Origin of the sequence: Nocardia sp. NPDC004604 (genome assembly GCF_040609795.1) — a bacterium.
GTDB lineage: Bacteria > Actinomycetota > Actinomycetes > Mycobacteriales > Mycobacteriaceae > Nocardia.
In genome coordinates, this window is sequence record NZ_JBEXLC010000003.1 from 120,924 (window position 1) to 135,901 (window position 14,978).

General features: G+C 66.7%; 14 protein-coding genes. 6 read left to right on the forward strand and 8 right to left on the reverse strand.

Features of this window, described 5'->3' with window-relative positions:
• Nucleotides 1-29 precede the first annotated feature (29 nt).
• The 3 genes from ABZW16_RS02815 to ABZW16_RS02825 all read right to left on the reverse strand — a co-directional run bounded on the left by ABZW16_RS02815 (nucleotide 30) and on the right by ABZW16_RS02825 (nucleotide 3,483).
• Nucleotides 30-1,238 carry a permease gene (locus tag ABZW16_RS02815; RefSeq protein WP_354951607.1) on the reverse strand — a complete coding sequence of 403 codons (1,209 nt, stop codon included), beginning with the start codon at nucleotides 1,236-1,238 and terminating at the stop codon, nucleotides 30-32.
• A gap of 124 nt (nucleotides 1,239-1,362) precedes the next feature.
• Nucleotides 1,363-2,484 (reverse strand): metallophosphoesterase, encoded by a 1,122-nt coding sequence (locus ABZW16_RS02820; RefSeq protein ID WP_354951477.1) that lies wholly within the window; start codon nucleotides 2,482-2,484, stop codon nucleotides 1,363-1,365.
• Between the two features lie 117 nt (nucleotides 2,485-2,601).
• Nucleotides 2,602-3,483, reverse strand: coding sequence for an alpha/beta fold hydrolase (locus ABZW16_RS02825; protein WP_354951479.1), 882 nt, complete (start codon nucleotides 3,481-3,483; stop codon nucleotides 2,602-2,604).
• A 258-nt stretch (nucleotides 3,484-3,741) separates the two neighbouring features.
• Here ABZW16_RS02825 and ABZW16_RS02830 point away from each other — a divergent pair, with 258 nt between their 5' ends.
• Nucleotides 3,742-4,953, forward strand: a complete 1,212-nt coding sequence (locus ABZW16_RS02830) for a hypothetical protein (RefSeq protein WP_354951481.1) — start codon at nucleotides 3,742-3,744, stop codon at nucleotides 4,951-4,953.
• Between the two features lie 6 nt (nucleotides 4,954-4,959).
• Here ABZW16_RS02830 and ABZW16_RS02835 read toward each other — a convergent pair whose 3' ends face one another.
• Entirely contained in the window at nucleotides 4,960-6,261 is a 1,302-nt protein-coding gene (locus tag ABZW16_RS02835) for a serine hydrolase (RefSeq protein WP_354951483.1), read from the reverse strand.
• Between the two features lie 195 nt (nucleotides 6,262-6,456).
• On the opposite strand from ABZW16_RS02835, the gene ABZW16_RS02840 reads away from it, so the two are divergent.
• Nucleotides 6,457-8,454, forward strand: coding sequence for a glycosyltransferase family 39 protein (locus tag ABZW16_RS02840; RefSeq protein WP_354951485.1), 1,998 nt, complete (start codon nucleotides 6,457-6,459; stop codon nucleotides 8,452-8,454).
• On the opposite strand, the gene ABZW16_RS02845 is transcribed toward ABZW16_RS02840, so the two are convergent.
• The gene (locus ABZW16_RS02845; RefSeq protein WP_354951487.1) at nucleotides 8,451-9,029 is read right to left on the reverse strand and encodes a carboxymuconolactone decarboxylase family protein; all 579 of its coding nucleotides are present in this window, start codon (nucleotides 9,027-9,029) and stop codon (nucleotides 8,451-8,453) included. The two genes, ABZW16_RS02840 and ABZW16_RS02845, sit on opposite strands and share 4 nt — an antisense overlap.
• A gap of 59 nt (nucleotides 9,030-9,088) precedes the next feature.
• Between ABZW16_RS02845 and ABZW16_RS02850 the strand changes: the two genes are divergently transcribed.
• Nucleotides 9,089-9,439 carry a helix-turn-helix domain-containing protein gene (locus ABZW16_RS02850; RefSeq protein ID WP_354951489.1) on the forward strand — a complete coding sequence of 117 codons (351 nt, stop codon included), beginning with the start codon at nucleotides 9,089-9,091 and terminating at the stop codon, nucleotides 9,437-9,439.
• Between the two features lie 31 nt (nucleotides 9,440-9,470).
• Here the strand turns inward: ABZW16_RS02850 and ABZW16_RS02855 are convergent, their stop codons facing one another.
• Nucleotides 9,471-11,234: a hypothetical protein gene (locus tag ABZW16_RS02855; protein ID WP_354951491.1), complete on the reverse strand. Its 1,764-nt coding sequence runs from the start codon at nucleotides 11,232-11,234 to the stop codon at nucleotides 9,471-9,473.
• A 75-nt stretch (nucleotides 11,235-11,309) separates the two neighbouring features.
• Between ABZW16_RS02855 and ABZW16_RS02860 the strand changes: the two genes are divergently transcribed.
• Together ABZW16_RS02860 and ABZW16_RS02865 are read left to right on the forward strand one after the other, a co-directional pair.
• Nucleotides 11,310-11,882 carry a TetR/AcrR family transcriptional regulator gene (locus tag ABZW16_RS02860; protein WP_354951493.1) on the forward strand — a complete coding sequence of 191 codons (573 nt, stop codon included), beginning with the start codon at nucleotides 11,310-11,312 and terminating at the stop codon, nucleotides 11,880-11,882.
• Between the two features lie 95 nt (nucleotides 11,883-11,977).
• A complete protein-coding gene (locus ABZW16_RS02865) occupies nucleotides 11,978-13,000 on the forward strand; it encodes a medium chain dehydrogenase/reductase family protein (RefSeq protein WP_354951495.1) in 1,023 nt (340 codons plus the stop codon).
• A gap of 15 nt (nucleotides 13,001-13,015) precedes the next feature.
• Here the strand turns inward: ABZW16_RS02865 and ABZW16_RS02870 are convergent, their stop codons facing one another.
• On the reverse strand, nucleotides 13,016-13,480 hold the full coding sequence (locus tag ABZW16_RS02870; RefSeq protein ID WP_354951497.1) for a hypothetical protein: 465 nt from the start codon (nucleotides 13,478-13,480) through the stop codon (nucleotides 13,016-13,018).
• Nucleotides 13,481-13,490: 10 nt separating this feature from the next.
• The gene (locus ABZW16_RS02875; protein ID WP_354951499.1) at nucleotides 13,491-13,811 is read right to left on the reverse strand and encodes a hypothetical protein; all 321 of its coding nucleotides are present in this window, start codon (nucleotides 13,809-13,811) and stop codon (nucleotides 13,491-13,493) included.
• Nucleotides 13,812-13,989: 178 nt separating this feature from the next.
• On the opposite strand from ABZW16_RS02875, the gene ABZW16_RS02880 reads away from it, so the two are divergent.
• Complete coding sequence (locus ABZW16_RS02880; RefSeq protein WP_354951500.1) at nucleotides 13,990-14,940, forward strand: helix-turn-helix domain-containing protein; 951 nt, start codon at nucleotides 13,990-13,992, stop codon at nucleotides 14,938-14,940.
• Nucleotides 14,941-14,978 lie beyond the last annotated feature (38 nt).

Here is a 14,978-nt window from a genome sequence, read left to right on the forward strand (position 1 = left end):
CGCGGCTGGTTTCGGTCACCGCGAACGGACTACATTCCGACGTGCGGTGATCCATGGTCATGGTCGTGACCGGTGTGCTCGTGCTGAGTGTGATCGTGCTGGGCGTCGGGTGAACCACCCATCATGCGCAGCATGGGAATTCCGCCGGTGCGTACGAAAATCGTGACCAGCAGTGCGGCGAGGATCAGGAAGGCGATATTGAGCCAGGTGGTGTAGTTCCACCTGATTCCCTCCGCCATCACCATGGCATTGCGTTCGGCCGGGATGAGATTTGTCGTGCCGAAAATGATTTCGACCAGAAATCCGGCGCCGACCATGGCGGCGTAGAAGGTACCGAGCAGGGTGAGCATCATCCGGGTGCCGTAGTACTTGCGGTAGATATTCAGGATCGGCAGGATCAGCAGGTCGGCGTAGATGAAGGCGATCACACCGCCGAAGCTGATGCCGCCGTTCCACAACACCGCAGCCAGCGGCACATTGCCGATCGAGCAGACGAACGACAGGATCGCCACCAGCGGTCCGACGATCGGTCCCCAGATGGCCGACAGCAGTGGATGATCGGTGAGGAAGAAGTTCTGCCAGAACGTCTCCGGCACCCATGCGCCGATCGCGCCCGCGATGAGCAGGCCGAGCACGAGATCGCGCAGAATCGCGGCCCATTCCATGACGAATACATGTGAGACCGCGGTCAGCCCCGATCGTGACAGCAGCCGGTGCGCGAAGGAGCCTTCGGCCGCTACCGACATATCCATCGCAGCATGGCCTTCCATCGATCCGGCGAGACCGCGGTCGGCTTGCCGACGGGCCTCGTCGACCAGCTTGGACCGCACGAAGAGCCGGAACAGCACCGCGAGCAGCACGATCATAATGGGACCGCCGACGAATTCGGCCGCGGTGAACTGCCAGCCCATCAGCAGCGCGAGGATGACGCCGAGTTCGATGACGAGATTGGTGGAGCCGATCTCGAAGGCCATCGCCGCGGTGAAATTCGCGCCTTTGCGGAACAGTGAACGCGCCAATGCCACCGCCGCGTACGAGCACGACGAGGAGGCCGCCCCCAGCCCGGCCGCGATGGCGAGGGTGCGCGGCCGATCATCGCCCATCAGCCGCAGGATGGTCGACTTGCGCACCACCGCCTGCACCACGGCCGAGAGCGCGAAGCCGAGGATCAACGCCCAGAGGATCTCCCAGGTCATCGATCCGGCCAGCGATAGCGCATGCCCGATAGCGTTCACCACAACCTCGTCTCGGTGGAGATCCGGGCGACCGCTCCGACCGCCCTGCGCGGCAAGATATACCCCCACCGGGTAACGGTCAAGCCGCCACTCGGGTCGGCGCGCTGCGTCGCGTGCCCGCTTGCCGTCAGGCGCTGCGCAATACCAGGACGGTGATTTCGCTTGGTGCGAAGACGCGCAGCTGTGGACCCCAGAAACCGGTACCGCGGCTGGTGTAGAGCTGGGTGTCGCCGTGTCGGGACAGGCCGGCCACGACGGGTTGTTCGAGGCGGACCAGATAGTGGAACGGCCAGATCTGGCCGCCGTGGGTATGGCCGGAGATCTGCAGCGCGACACCAGCGGCGGCGGCCTCGGCGACCTGCCTGGGTTGGTGGGCCAACAGGACCACCGGTGCGTCCGGATCCGCGCCCGCGAGGGCGGCGGGCAGGTCGGGGCCGTGGCCGGGCAGGCCGACGCCGGTGGGATCGTCGATACCGGCCAGCACCAGCCGGTCATCGCCGCGGGTGATCGTCTCGTGCTGGTTGTGCAGCGGCTGCCAGCCGATCGAGGTCATATGGTCGATCCAGCCGGGTGCGTCGCCGAAGTATTCGTGGTTGCCGGTGATGTAGAAGCGGCCCAGCGGGGCCTCGATCTTGCCGAGCGGGTCGACCTGCGGATGCCGTTTCGCCACCGAACCGTCCGCGAGATCGCCCGCGTGGCAGGCGATATCGGGCTGCTGGGCATTGACGACGTCGACCACCTTTTCCGACCAGCGCAACCGGTCCAGCGCCGCGTAGTGGGTATCGGTGATGACCACCATGCGCAGTCCGTCGAGCGCGGGGCCGAGCCCACGGATCGCGATATCGAGGGTGCGGACCCGGGGCACCCGGCGCGCTTCGATCACACCCCAGACCGTCAGCGCGGCCGCGATCGCCAGTACGCCGATGGCGACAATTCTGGAGCGGGTGGGATCGTCCACCCCGCCGAGCGCCAATCCGAGTCCGACGATATTGCCGATTACCGACCAGCTGAACACCACCCACATCACGCCGAGCAGCGTGTCGCCCACAATGGACGCCGCATCCGACTGCCTCGGTCCATGGCCGAGAAACATCGAGGCGGGCAAACATGCGAATCCGGCCAGGAAAGCCGCAGAGCCGAACCAGAACAGCGGGCCCTCGGTGGTGGCACCGATCAAGGTCCACCAGGGCAGCAGGAACAGTAAGGCGGGAATCGCCAGAAACAGGGCGATGCGCGGAACGTATTTCACGGAAGATCATTTCTCGCGGGTGCGGTGCGGCGCCCGGTCCCACCACCCGGTGCCATGGGCGCTATCGACGATAACAGCGTTAACGCAACCGCGTCGGCGTCGACCGATCCGCGCACGTCACTCAGGGCAGGGGTCTCCGATATAGGACGGGTCGAGTGCTTTCTGTACGACATAGCCAACAGTGGGCGATTCCGGCAGCGCGCCATGGTTGAAGTCATCGTCCGGGCACAGATCCTGTACCCAGATATTGTCGACCGTGGCACCGAGACCGGCGGTGAGAAAGGTGGCCTCGGGTGGGGTGACGACGCGGTCGAGGTGGCTGGCGATCACCGTGTATTTGATACCGGGTTCGGTATCACCCGCGGCATTGAGGCTGTGCAGGAATTCACTGTCGATCAGTTGTTGGAGCGCGGCCGTGCCGAGATATTCGGCGATGATGCCGAGGACGGGCGCCTGTGCGCTGCCGGTCGGTAGTAGATAGCCGAGCCCTTCCGCAGTGGTGCCGTGATTGGTCGCCGCGATGGTGATCAGTTGGTCCACCTTGTTCTGTGCGGGATCGCGATAGTTCGCGCCGCCCTCGAAGCGCAGAAATTGCCGGACCAGCGGACCGCCCTGCGAATGCGCGACGATATCCACCTTCGGTACACCGGTCGCCGCGCGCACCAGGTCGACGAATCCCCCGACTTCCCGGGCCGAACTGCGAATGTCCTCGGTGCCGTATACGCCCGGTTCCGCACCTCGGACACTGGATTCCGCGCGGCCGTAGCTGAGCGAAAATACGCAGTAGCCTTGCGCTTTCAGTTGCGGTGCGAGCACATCCCAGGAATTCTGATTACCCCAGGTGCCATGGACCAGGACCACGGGTTCCGGATGCGCCGCCGACGGTCGGCACGCCCAATCATTGGCCCCGGCCGGTGGCGTGCTGCCATCCGGGGAGCCATCGTCGGCGTGCGCCGGAGCGAGCATGCCCGAGAATGCGCCGATGAGCAGAGCGGGCACAACAAATGATCGTCGAATAAGCGAACTCTTCGCGAACAGCGCAACGCTCCCTTCGCTCACAAATCAGGACCTGCAAACGAAACTCGCCATCGGCTCGGTGATCGGGGCCGATATGGCTGTCAACCGCCTGCTTCATAACACGGCAGCGAATGCAGGGCAAACATGCTCGCCGCTGTGGCGAGTCGCGGAAATGCGGTGCCACGATGGAGTTGCGCACCGCTGTCGGTCGGTATGGTCGTTGGAGAGGAATTCGAATTCATGCCCAACACACCGCGTTCGGTTATCGCAGTGTTCATCGCGGCACTGCTGGTTTCGGTGCCGACCGCGTGCAGTTCCGCTAACAAGCCCGCCCCGGCGGTACCGCGCGGTGCGGTGGTCTCCACCACCCCGGTCGAGCAGCTGTCGACCGAACAGACCACGGCGTATCTGGCCGATGCGAATATCGGTACACCGGTGCGCAATGGCGTCGACGCCTACCGCGTCGTCTATCGCACCATCACCCCGGAGGGCGGCGCGACAACGGCGAGCGGACTTATTGCATTGCCGCGCACCGATTCCCGGCGGCTGCGTGTGGTCAGCTACGAGCACGGCACGCTGGTGCTGAAGAGTGACGCGCCCTCGGTCAACGGTACGACCCGCCCAGAACGTGCCCGCACCATCATGTTCGCCGCGGCGGGCTATGCGGCCGTCGCGCCGGACTACCTCGGACTCGGCGAAGGTCCGGGCTTCCATCCCTACGCCCACGCCCCCTCGGAGGTCAGCGCCTCGGTCGACCTCTTGCGCGCCGCCCGCACCATGGCTGCCGAACGGCAGCGCGATCTGGACCCGGACATCCTCGTCACCGGCTTCTCCCAGGGCGGACAGGCCGCGACGGCACTGGGCAAGGCGCTACAGGGCGGTGCCGCCCCCGGCTTCGGCCTGTCCGCGCTCGCGCCGATCAGCGGGCCCTACGACGTCGCGCAGGTCGAGACGCCCGGCGCCATCGAGGGACGGGTCCCCCCGGCGATCGCGGTCTTCTTCCTGGCCTACTGGATCACCTCGATGAACCGCATCTACCACCTCTACGATCGGCCCGCCGACGCATTCTCCGAACCCATCGCCGACCGCATCGACCAAATCTTCGACGGGCAGCAGAACGAGATCACCATCGGCACCGCCCTGCCCGTGCGCCCGGAACTGCTGCTGACACCGAAATTCCTGGCCCAGGCCCAACATCCGACCGGAACCTCGCAATCGGCAGTGGCCGCCAGCGACGGCACGTGCGACTGGACGCCACGCGTCGCGGTGCACCTCTATGCCGCCACCGGCGACCGAAATGTGCTCTACGCCAATGCCGAACACTGCCTGCAGGCCATGCACACCGACCGCGCCACCCTCACCGACCTCGGCGATATCGACCACTCCGCCACCGCCCGCATCGCGCTCCCGCAGATCCTCGACTGGTTCCAACGCGAAATTCCGGCCACCTGAACAGATTCAGCGGATGCCGGGAGTCGGGGCGGGGCCGATGCAGCCGACAATGAAGCAGCCGGATGGCCAATCCGCGAACGGTGCGGCAGGAGCCTTGCCGAGGCAGAGCAGCGGGCCGCACCCCGGATAGGCATTGGGGCCGATGCCGAGGGCATCGAGGACCGCGTCGGGGTTGGTGATCATCGGATCGTTCAGGCTCACGCCCTCTTGTGGCACATAGGGTCCTGGATCCGGTAGCCGAGGTTCCCGGAAGGCCGCGTTGATGGCGCGCAGCGTATCACTCTGGAAGGTTCCGGCACGGCCGGGGACGGTGACGCCGGTCCAGCTGACCACCAGGTCGAGGCTCGGCACAATGTAGCTGTCCTGGCGCATCATGCCCGACATCTTGACGGCATCGGCTGGCAGACCGGGGAATTCGGCGGTGCATTCGGGTCCGTTGACGACGAAGAGGAAGCCATAGCACGGGCTGGTCTGCGACGGTTGACTCGCCTGCGCGAGGTAGTCCGTCGAAATGACCTGGATGCCATGCCAATTCCCGCGATTGGCGACCAGCAGGCCGAGCTTGACGAAATCGTCGGGTGGCAGCATGAGATGGGCATAGCCGTAGGTGTTTCCGCTGCGGTCGCGGCCCCAGTAGTAGTCAGTGCTCCGGATACCCAAGGGGTCGAACAGCTTTCGCTGCGCGTACTCCTGGAAGTCCATGCCGACGGCCTGCTTTACCACATAGGCGATCAGATCGACGGCGCGCTGGCTGTAGGCCCAGACCGTGCCCTGCGGATGCTCGACCGGTCGCGCCATGGCCTGCGCCACCACATTCGGATCGAGTTGCGCCAGCCCCGTGACGCCCTCGGAGAGTACCGAGACCTCGAGACCCGAGGATTCGGTGAGCAGATTGCGCACGGTGATCGCGCGGTGCTCGGCATCGCCGATGCCGGGCGGCAGATAGGCGTCGACCGGGTCATCGATCCGCAGCCGCCCCTCGTCGACGGCGATGCCGGTGACCAGCGAGATCACGCTCTTGGTCGAACTCCACAGATTCCACGGCACACCGCCGGTCTCTGCGTTGTTCGGCCCGGTCGCGATCAGACAGTTATTGCGGAACACCTGGATATTGCGCCGCGTCGGATCGGAGGCGAAGCCGATGGCCGTGCGCAGCGCGGCCGAATCGAGGCCGACCTCTTCGGGCGTCGCCGTTTGCGGCGTGCGCCCATCGGTGAGTGCACAATGCTTCAACTCCGCTGGCGCGGCATCGGCGACCGCACCCGACAGACCGGCCAACAGCACAACGGCCATGGTGATCGCAGACACCACAGCACTCTTCGAACGACGACGCACTCGACCCTCCACGTACCCACGGTTTCGGTGGTGAGATCGGGCGGTACGGCCCCCTGTTACGGCATCGAACGCCCCAAATCCCATGGTCACAGGGGTTAGGGGCAGGCTCACAGCGGACTGACAGCAAACGCCAAGGCGGTCCACCGGTACGGCTGTGATACTCCCCAGGTGACAGTGACCAGTCCCCTGGCGTCCCTGCCCGATACGACCCCGCCCGTCTCGGCGACGGCGTTGCCACCCGTCCGGCGGTGGGAGCGCATCGGCCTGGTGGTCCTGCTGATCGGGACGGCGGCCGCCTATCTGTGGAATATCACCGTCAATGCCATGGGCAATGGCTTCTACGCCGCCGCGGCATGGTCGGGTTCGCGGGACTGGAAGGCGGTGCTGTTCGGCTCGCTGGATCCCGGAAACTTCATCACGGTTGACAAGCCACCGGTATCGCAGTGGGTGATGGGACTTTCCGGTCAGCTGTTCGGCTTCAGCAGTGCGAGCATGCTCATACCGCAGGCGCTGATGGCGGTCGCGACGGTCGCGCTGATGTACGGCGCGGTGACCAGGGCGACCGCGAGCCGCGGCGCGGGGCTGCTCGCCGGTGCCGTCTTCGCGGTGACGCCGGTGGTGGCGCTGATGTTCCGGTTCAACAATCCGGATGCGGTAATGGTGCTGCTGATGACGGCCGGTGCGTACTGCACGATCCGCGCGCTGCGGCAGGCGAGTGTGCGCTGGCTGATGCTGGCCGGGATGGCGCTCGGCTTCGCATTCCTGGCCAAGATGCTCGAGGGTCTGATGGTGTTGCCCGCGTTGGGCATCGCGTATCTGATCGTCGCACCCACCGCACTGCGGACCCGGCTGTGGCACCTGCTGGCCGCGGCCGGTGCGTTGATCGTCTCGTCCGGCTGGTTCGTACTGCTGACCATGCTGTGGCCGGAGTCCTCGCGACCGTATCTGGCCGGTTCGACGAACAACACCTTCATGGATCTGGTGCTCGGCTATAACGGCTTCGCGCGCTTCCTCGGCCGCAATCACAAGGGCGGCAACCGCTTCGAGCTGCCGCCCGGTTACGAAATGCCGCACAATGCCGGACCGGGACAGGGCTTCGGCGGCTTCGGTTCGGGACCGGACCGATTGTTCACCGGCGAAATCGGTTATGAGATCTCCTGGCTGCTGCCAGCGGCGATCCTGTCCTTCGTGCTGGTGCTCGCGGTACGGTGGCGCGCGCCGCGCACCGATCTGGTGCGTGGTGCGGCATTGACCTTCGGACTGTGGCTGATCATCGATGGCGTCGCCTTCTCCACCATGAAGGGCGGCATGCACGCCTACTACACCCTGGCGATCGGACCTGCCGTTGCGGGAATGTTCGCGCTCGGTGTGCACGAAATGTGGCGTCGCCGCGACAGCGCCTTCGGCCGAATCGGCTCCGCCGCACTCATTCTGACCGCGGGCATATGGGCATTCGTTGTCCTGCAGCGGAATTCGGACTGGCAGCCCTGGCTGCGGTGGACCATCCTCGTGCTCTCGGTGCTCGCGGCGGTCGGGCTGCTCATCGCATCGCTGCCGGCGGCCGGGCGTCGCCGGGCGCGTGACCGGGTGACCTCGGTACTGGTGGTCGCGGGTGTGCTGGCCGGTCTCGGCGGGTCGACGGCGTATGCCGTGACGACGCTGCCGCAGTCGCATACCGGCGGCAGTCCGACGGTCGGCCCGGCCCGCAAGCAAAAGCCCGGTCCCGAGAACGAGGCCCAACAGCAGGTGCGCCGGTTCATGAGTGGCGATTTCGCGGAGCCGCGATTGGTGGGGATGCTCACCGATACGACGACGCGATGGTCGGCCGCCGTGGACCGCTCCTCGACTGCGGCCAGCCTCGAATTGGCCAGTCGCACACCGGTTATCGCGATCGGCGGCTTCACCTCCGATGATCCGGTGCCGACACTCGACCAGTTCCAGGAACTGGTGCGCACCCATCAGGTCACCTATTATCTCGCGCAGGAAGTGAAGCTGCCCGATTCCTGGCGGGTCCCGACTCCAGGCAATGCCCCGGCGGCGGAGCCCGAGGACGAGCTGTGGCGGCCGGTCGGCCACAAGGACATCGGCGACTGGGTGGCCGAGCATTATCCGGCGGTCCACATCGGCAATGTCGCGGTCTACGACCTGACGGCGTCGCCGAGCTAGCGGTTGCGCGGCGGAAAGCGCCGGGCCCAGGGTTCGAATTCGATACGGGCACTGGTGATCACGGTGCTGAGCAAGCGATACCAGCCAGCGATGATGATCAGTTCCAGGATCTGGTCCACGTCGTAGCGTTCGGCCAGCCGGGTCCAGACCTCATCGGAGATATCCCCGGTGTCGTGGAGTTCATCGGCCATAAGCACCAGCACGCTGTCCGCGGCGGTCCACGCCGGATCGTCGGCCGGACCGACCGCGGCGGCGTCGATCTGGGCGGTGGTCAGGCCGACCTGCGGACCCTGGACCACCGCGTGCACGCCCCATTCGTACTCGGCGCCCGCCCGGGCGCAGGTGCGGTGGATGACGATCTCGCGATCGCGCGGCGGCACCCGGCCGTGGCCCAGAATTCCCGCGCCCAGTGGACGCATGCGCGCGAAGAGTTCATCATGCACGGCCAGTGTGCGGAACAGCGCCAGCGGCTCGATTGTGGCTTCCGGTGGCATCCACTTCTTCAGCTGTGCGTCGATATCGGGTGCGTAGGGCGGGTGCAGCGGGGCGATTCGGGGTGTGGATTCGGTGGTCATCGATCGAACCTCGTTAGACTGGTCTTCATGCTTCGAAAAACAGAGCAAGGACGGTCTCGATGGTAGCTTCGGAATCCGAAGCGGGCAAGACTCCGGTGGTCGGCAAGCCCGTGCGGGGATCGCGCACCGGGCGCCCGATCATGGCGCTGCTGGATCTGCTCGGACGTCGCTGGACGCTGCGGGTGCTGTGGGAGTTACGCGACGGTGCCAGCGTCACCTTCCGCGAATTGCAGGGACTGACCGGCGGGGTGTCGGCCAGTGTGCTGAACGATCGGCTGCGCGAGTTGCGTGAGGTGGCGATCGTGCAGACGGATGCGAAGGGGTACCGCCTGACCGCCGATGGCCTCGAACTGGTCGCGGCCCTCGAGCCACTACAGGTTTGGGTCGAGCGCTGGGCCGACGACGCCTAGGTGCCAACCGGGGCCGCGTTCGAAGCCGCGGTCAGTTGCTCGACAGGGCGACCGACAGTGCGCGGGCCGCCGCGGCCAGGCGGCTGGCATCGCCGCGCCGCAGCACCGCATCGAGTCCGGGTAGGTCACCGCGAGCGCCCGATTTACGTGCGCAATCGGCCGCCATCGCAACCACATCGGGCAGGCCGGGCGTCGGATTGCTGGCGAACAGCACAGGCAGGATGGCCGCGAGCAACGGCCAGGTGCGGTGCGCGCCCAACGCGCGACGGGTGTCACGCAGCGAACTCGCGAGGCGCCCGGTCTGGGCGCGCACGGGCAGTGCCCGCGCCAGCAGATCCGGCCGGAGTTCGTCGGCGGTTGCCAGCGCGGCCAGTGCGTCGACGCCCGCGGTTCGGTCGCGGGCATCCTCGCTGACGAGTGCGGCCATTACCGCCCGATGCACCCGCGGCCCCTTCGTGCCCGGCAGATTCACGATGCGCGACAACCGATCTCGGTCCACCCATGACATCCACGCCGCCTGGACCTCCGGGATGGGCAGCTGATATTCGGATAGCGGGCTGGAGCGCCCGCGCTCATTCGGAGGCGGGCCCCGCAATGCCGCGCTCAGGTACTTCGGAAATGCGTCGGTCTCCGCATCGGAATGATCACTGCGCAACCAGGCGGCCAGGCGTGCCCCCTCGGGCAGCCGAAGTGCATCGGCCATCACTAGCACCTCGGGGCGCGCTGTCGGCGCGACCCGCACCAACGCCTGGGCGAAGTCGACCGGGCCTGGCCGCAGGCCCAACTCGGCGTATTCGCGCAGCCGCTCGACGAGTTCGGCGGCATCGATCCCGCCATTGTCAAAGGTCGGCGTGGCCAGTGCGAACGGTGGCAGCACGGCACCTTCCAGCACCAGGGTGCCCCATTCGGCCATGCGGTCGGTCAGCGGCGTGGAGCGGGTAGGACCGCGCGGCGGATATCGCAGTGCGCCGGTGGAAATCGCGGCCAGTGTGCGCATCGACCACGGTTGCTTATCGCACCACCGACGCTGTTGTTGTCGCTGCCACCACGATGGATCCTGTTGCGCCGCAGGCACTTCGTGGTCGATGAGCCGCCCGAGGGCCGTTGACAACCCGTTGCGATCCCGGTAGGTGAACCGGATGACGGTGTCGAGGAAGCGCTCGTCCAGTGACCAGTCGTCGTGCTGTCGTGCTGTCACGCGGCGGTACAGCTCCACCGTCTCCACAACAGTGCTCGCCACCGTGAATCGAGCGAGTGGAGCCCGCGGTGGCAGCGTGCACCGCTCCTCGATCTCCCACGCTCGCGCCGCGTCCGCCAACTCTTCCCGCGTCCGCTCGTCCGCGACCCGCAGCTGCCGGGTGATGATCCGCGCCATCCGCTCACGCAGCCCGATATCCGCGGTCGTCTCGATGACTTCCGCCAGCACCCGCACGGCCGCCGAGGCGCACTCCGGCTCACCCCGAACTGTCCGATCCAGCCAGCTCAACTGTGCCCGTACCAGCTTCTTCTCCGGTCGCGTGAGCACCGCCCGCGACAGCGATACAACATCCGCGCTGGCGAGCGCGCCCTCGTTATGCAATTCGGCGAGCACATTCTGCGCATGCGCGGCGGCGGTGGACCGCCCCTCGGTCAACATCCGCGAGTAGAACTCCACCCGCCCCGCGCATTCCGCGACGCTGGCCCGCATCCGCGTGAGTTCCACTAGCTGCCAACGGATCTCGGACGGACGCGCATCCGCATGCAGCAGACTGCTGAGCAGCTGCCCATGTCTGACCGCGCGCTCGGTATCCGCCATGGGCACACCGTAGAGGCGGGGTCCGACAATCTGGGGGTTGACAGCAGGCGGATCGGTGAGTGTATAGTCACTCACATGAGCAGACGCGGTGTCGTACTTTCTACCTCGGAGATCCGGCGGGATGCGGTGGTCGATGCCGCGATCGCCGAATTCGCACAGGCCGGATATCACGGCACGCCGATCAATACCGTTGCGGCGCGGGCGGATATCTCGCCCGCCTACGTGTTCAAGCTGTTTCCCGGCAAGGTCGCGCTGTTCGTGGCGGCGCTGGATCGGTGCTACGAACTGGTGGAGCGGGCGTTGTCGGCGGGCGCTGCGCGGGTGGACGGCGCGGCCCCCGACGCGATCCTGTACGAGATGGGCGCGGCGTATGCGGAACTGATCACCGACCGAAACCTGTTGATGCTGCAGGTGCACGCGCAATCGGCGTCCGATATCCCGGAGGTCGCCGAGGCGGTGCGGCGTGGGCTCGAGCGGGTGACGACCTTCGCGAAGACGCGATCTGGGGCGGCCGATGACGCGGTGCAGCGTTTCATAGCCTACGGCCAACTCTGCCATCTGATCACGACGCTCGGATTGGACAGTATCGAAAGCGATTGGGCGCGAATGCTGAGCGCCGGTATCCGTCACGTCGATCCGAAGCACTGAGGAAACTTGTTGCCCCTTCGTGGGGCACTCTTTTTGATCACCGAGTGACTGTCCAGTCACTCACTCGATGAAAATCAACCGAGAGGACACCGAAAATGAACACCCTGGCGACCCAGATCCTGCTGCCCGGCCCCGTCGAACCGTCGGGTCTGCAGATCACCCACCGCGAACTGCCCGCACCGGCCGCTGGCCAAGCCATGGTGGCCGTCGAGGCGACCGGCATCTCCTTCGCCGAACAGCAGATGCGCCGCGCGAAGTACTACGACCAGCCGCCGTTCCCGTTCGTCCCCGGCTACGACCTGGTCGGCACGGTGACCGCAATCGGGGCGAATGTCGATTCGACGCTGCTCGGACGCCGTGTCGCCGCACTGACCAAGGTCGGCGGCTGGGCCAGCCATATCGTCCTCGACGCCGCCGACCTGGTCCCGGTTTCCGACGGCCTCGATGCCGCGGAGGCCGAAACCTTCGTCGTAAACGGCATCACCGCATGGCAGATGCTGCATCGCATTGCCAAGGTGCGCAGCGGCGCAACGATTCTCGTGCACGGTGCCAATGGCGGCGTCGGCTCGACGCTGGTCCAGCTCGCGCGTCACGCCGGAATCCGGGTGCTCGGCACGGCATCCGCCCGGCACGCCGAAGCCGTTACCGCACTGGGTGCCGAGGCCATCGACTACCGCGGTGACGTGGTGGCGCAGGTTCGTGCGCTGGCGCCGGGCGGTGTCGACGCGGTCTTCGATCACGTCGGTGGTCCGGGCATCGTCGATTCGTTCGGCCTGCTCGCGCCGCACGGCACGCTGGTCTCCTATGGCACCGCGGCCACCAAGGACGATCCCGGCAACTCGCGTCTCCCGGTACTCGCCCTGGTGGGTCGCCTGATCCTGTGGAATCTGTTGCCCAACAAGCGGAATGCGCACTTCTTCAACATCTGGGCGGGAAAGCGCAACCGCGCCCGGTTCCGCACCGAGATCGCCGCGGATCTCAGCGCGGTATTCGACCTGGCCGCGGCCGGAATCCTGCGGGCGCAGGTGGCCGCTCGCATCCCGCTGTCCGAAGCCGCCCGCGCAATGGAACTCGCCGAATCCGGAACCGTCACCGGCAAGGTCGTCCTCGTTCCCTGACGCTGTTGCCCCGGCTCACGCCCCGGTCGTGGAGCCGGGGCGGACGATCATCAGCACCGTGACGACGGTCCAGAGGAGATTGAAGATGCCGGTGAACATGGCCAGCTGGGCGGTGCTGGGGACGGGCTGGGATGCTGTGCCGGAAAGCGCGGCGAGGATGCGGGTTTGATCGGGCAGGATTGCCAGGGCGAGGATTCCGGCGGCCGCCCCGGTCAGGGCAATGGAGATGGTCAGCCAAGTATCGGTCAGGACACCGAGACTCGCCGCGGTGGCCAGACCGAAGACCGGGACGGCGAGGCCGATGGCGGCATAGACGCGGCAGATGCGATGCAGGGTGCGGGCGGTGACCAGGTGGTGTTGGTCGGCCGGGGTGGCGAATGCCCGGCGAGCGGCGGCGGGGAACATGCTGGCGGCCACCGTCACCGGGCCGATGGCGATAATGGCGGCCAGGACATGCAGGGAGAGTAGAAGTTTCGTCACGGGCCGCGGCTCACCGGGCGACGGCGGGGGTACGGCCCGCATTGCGCCAGACGGTGCCGCGGCGCTTGGTGTCCGGGTCCTTCGGTCCTTCGGGCAATGTGCCGACCACGCCGGGGACGACGATCAGGTCCGCGCGGTCCGGATCGAGTCGGGCGGCGGCATCGAGCGAAATGGCGGGGATGCCGCTGGGCACCCGGCGTGCACCCTCGGCGGAGACCGATTCGACGGTCACCCCGCCGTCGGACACCAGACGTCCGGCATCGAGCACCGCGAACGGTGCGATGACATCCAGTGGGTCGAATCCGTCGAACAGTACGAACTGGGCGAGCACCCGAATCAGCTCCTTCTCATGTCGGTGCTGCCGACGGTAGTGATCGGGGAGCGGCACGGGAACTGGCGAAATTGCCATATGTCAACAGATTCTCGCCAAGCGGGTTGAACTGCAATTACGGGTAATCTGCGAGGTCAGCGCATTTGGCGGGAACCCGGTGACCGCCTACGGTATCGGCATGCACACCGTGGCCGTCCTCGCGTTGGACCAGGTCCTGCCCTTCGACCTCTCCACGCCGATCGAATCCTTCACCCGCTGTCGGCTGCCCGATGGCCGCCCGGCCTACCGGGTGCGCGTCTGCGCCGCCACACCGACCGTCGAGACCGAACTGTTCACCATCCGGGCCCGCTGGGGACTCGAGGCATTGGCCGAGGCCGATACGGTCATCCTGCCCGGCTGCGCGGATCCCGCCGCGCCGGTCCCCGCCGATGTCGTCGCGGCCCTGCGCGCGGCCGCGGCGAATGGCACCCGCATCGCCTCGATCTGTGTCGGCGCCTTCATCCTCGCCGCCACCGGACTGCTCGACGGGTTGCGCGCCACCACACACTGGGTGGCCGCCCCGACGCTCGCCGCCCGCTACCCCGCGATCGATGTCGACCCCGATGTGCTCTACGTCGATAACGGCCAGTTCCTCACCTCCGCGGGTGCCGCCGCCGGAATCGACCTGTGCCTGCACATGATTCGCCGCGATCACGGTTCGGCAGTGGCCGCCGATGCCGCTCGCCTCGCGGTGATGCCGCTGGAACGCGAAGGGGGACAGGCGCAGTTCATCGTGCACGACCAGCCGCCGACGCCGCAGGGCGCGTCGATGGAACCGCTACTGCGCTGGCTGGAGGAGAATGCGGCGAAGTCCCTCACGCTGGAAGATGTTGCGGCCCAGGCCGGTATGAGTCAACGGACCCTCAACCGCCGCTTCCGCGAACAGACCGGCACCACCCCGCTGCAGTGGCTGCACCGAGCCCGCATCCGTCAGGCCCAATACCTGCTCGAAGCCACCAACCATCCGGTCGATCGCATCGCCACCCAGGTCGGATTCGGTTCCCCCACCGCCTTTCGCGACCGCTTCAAACGAGTCGTCGGCACCAATCCGCACGCCTACCGCACCGCCTTCCAGAGCCTCGCCCGCTGACCGGCTCCGCTCGCGGACTGACAGTTCCAACCGGCCGG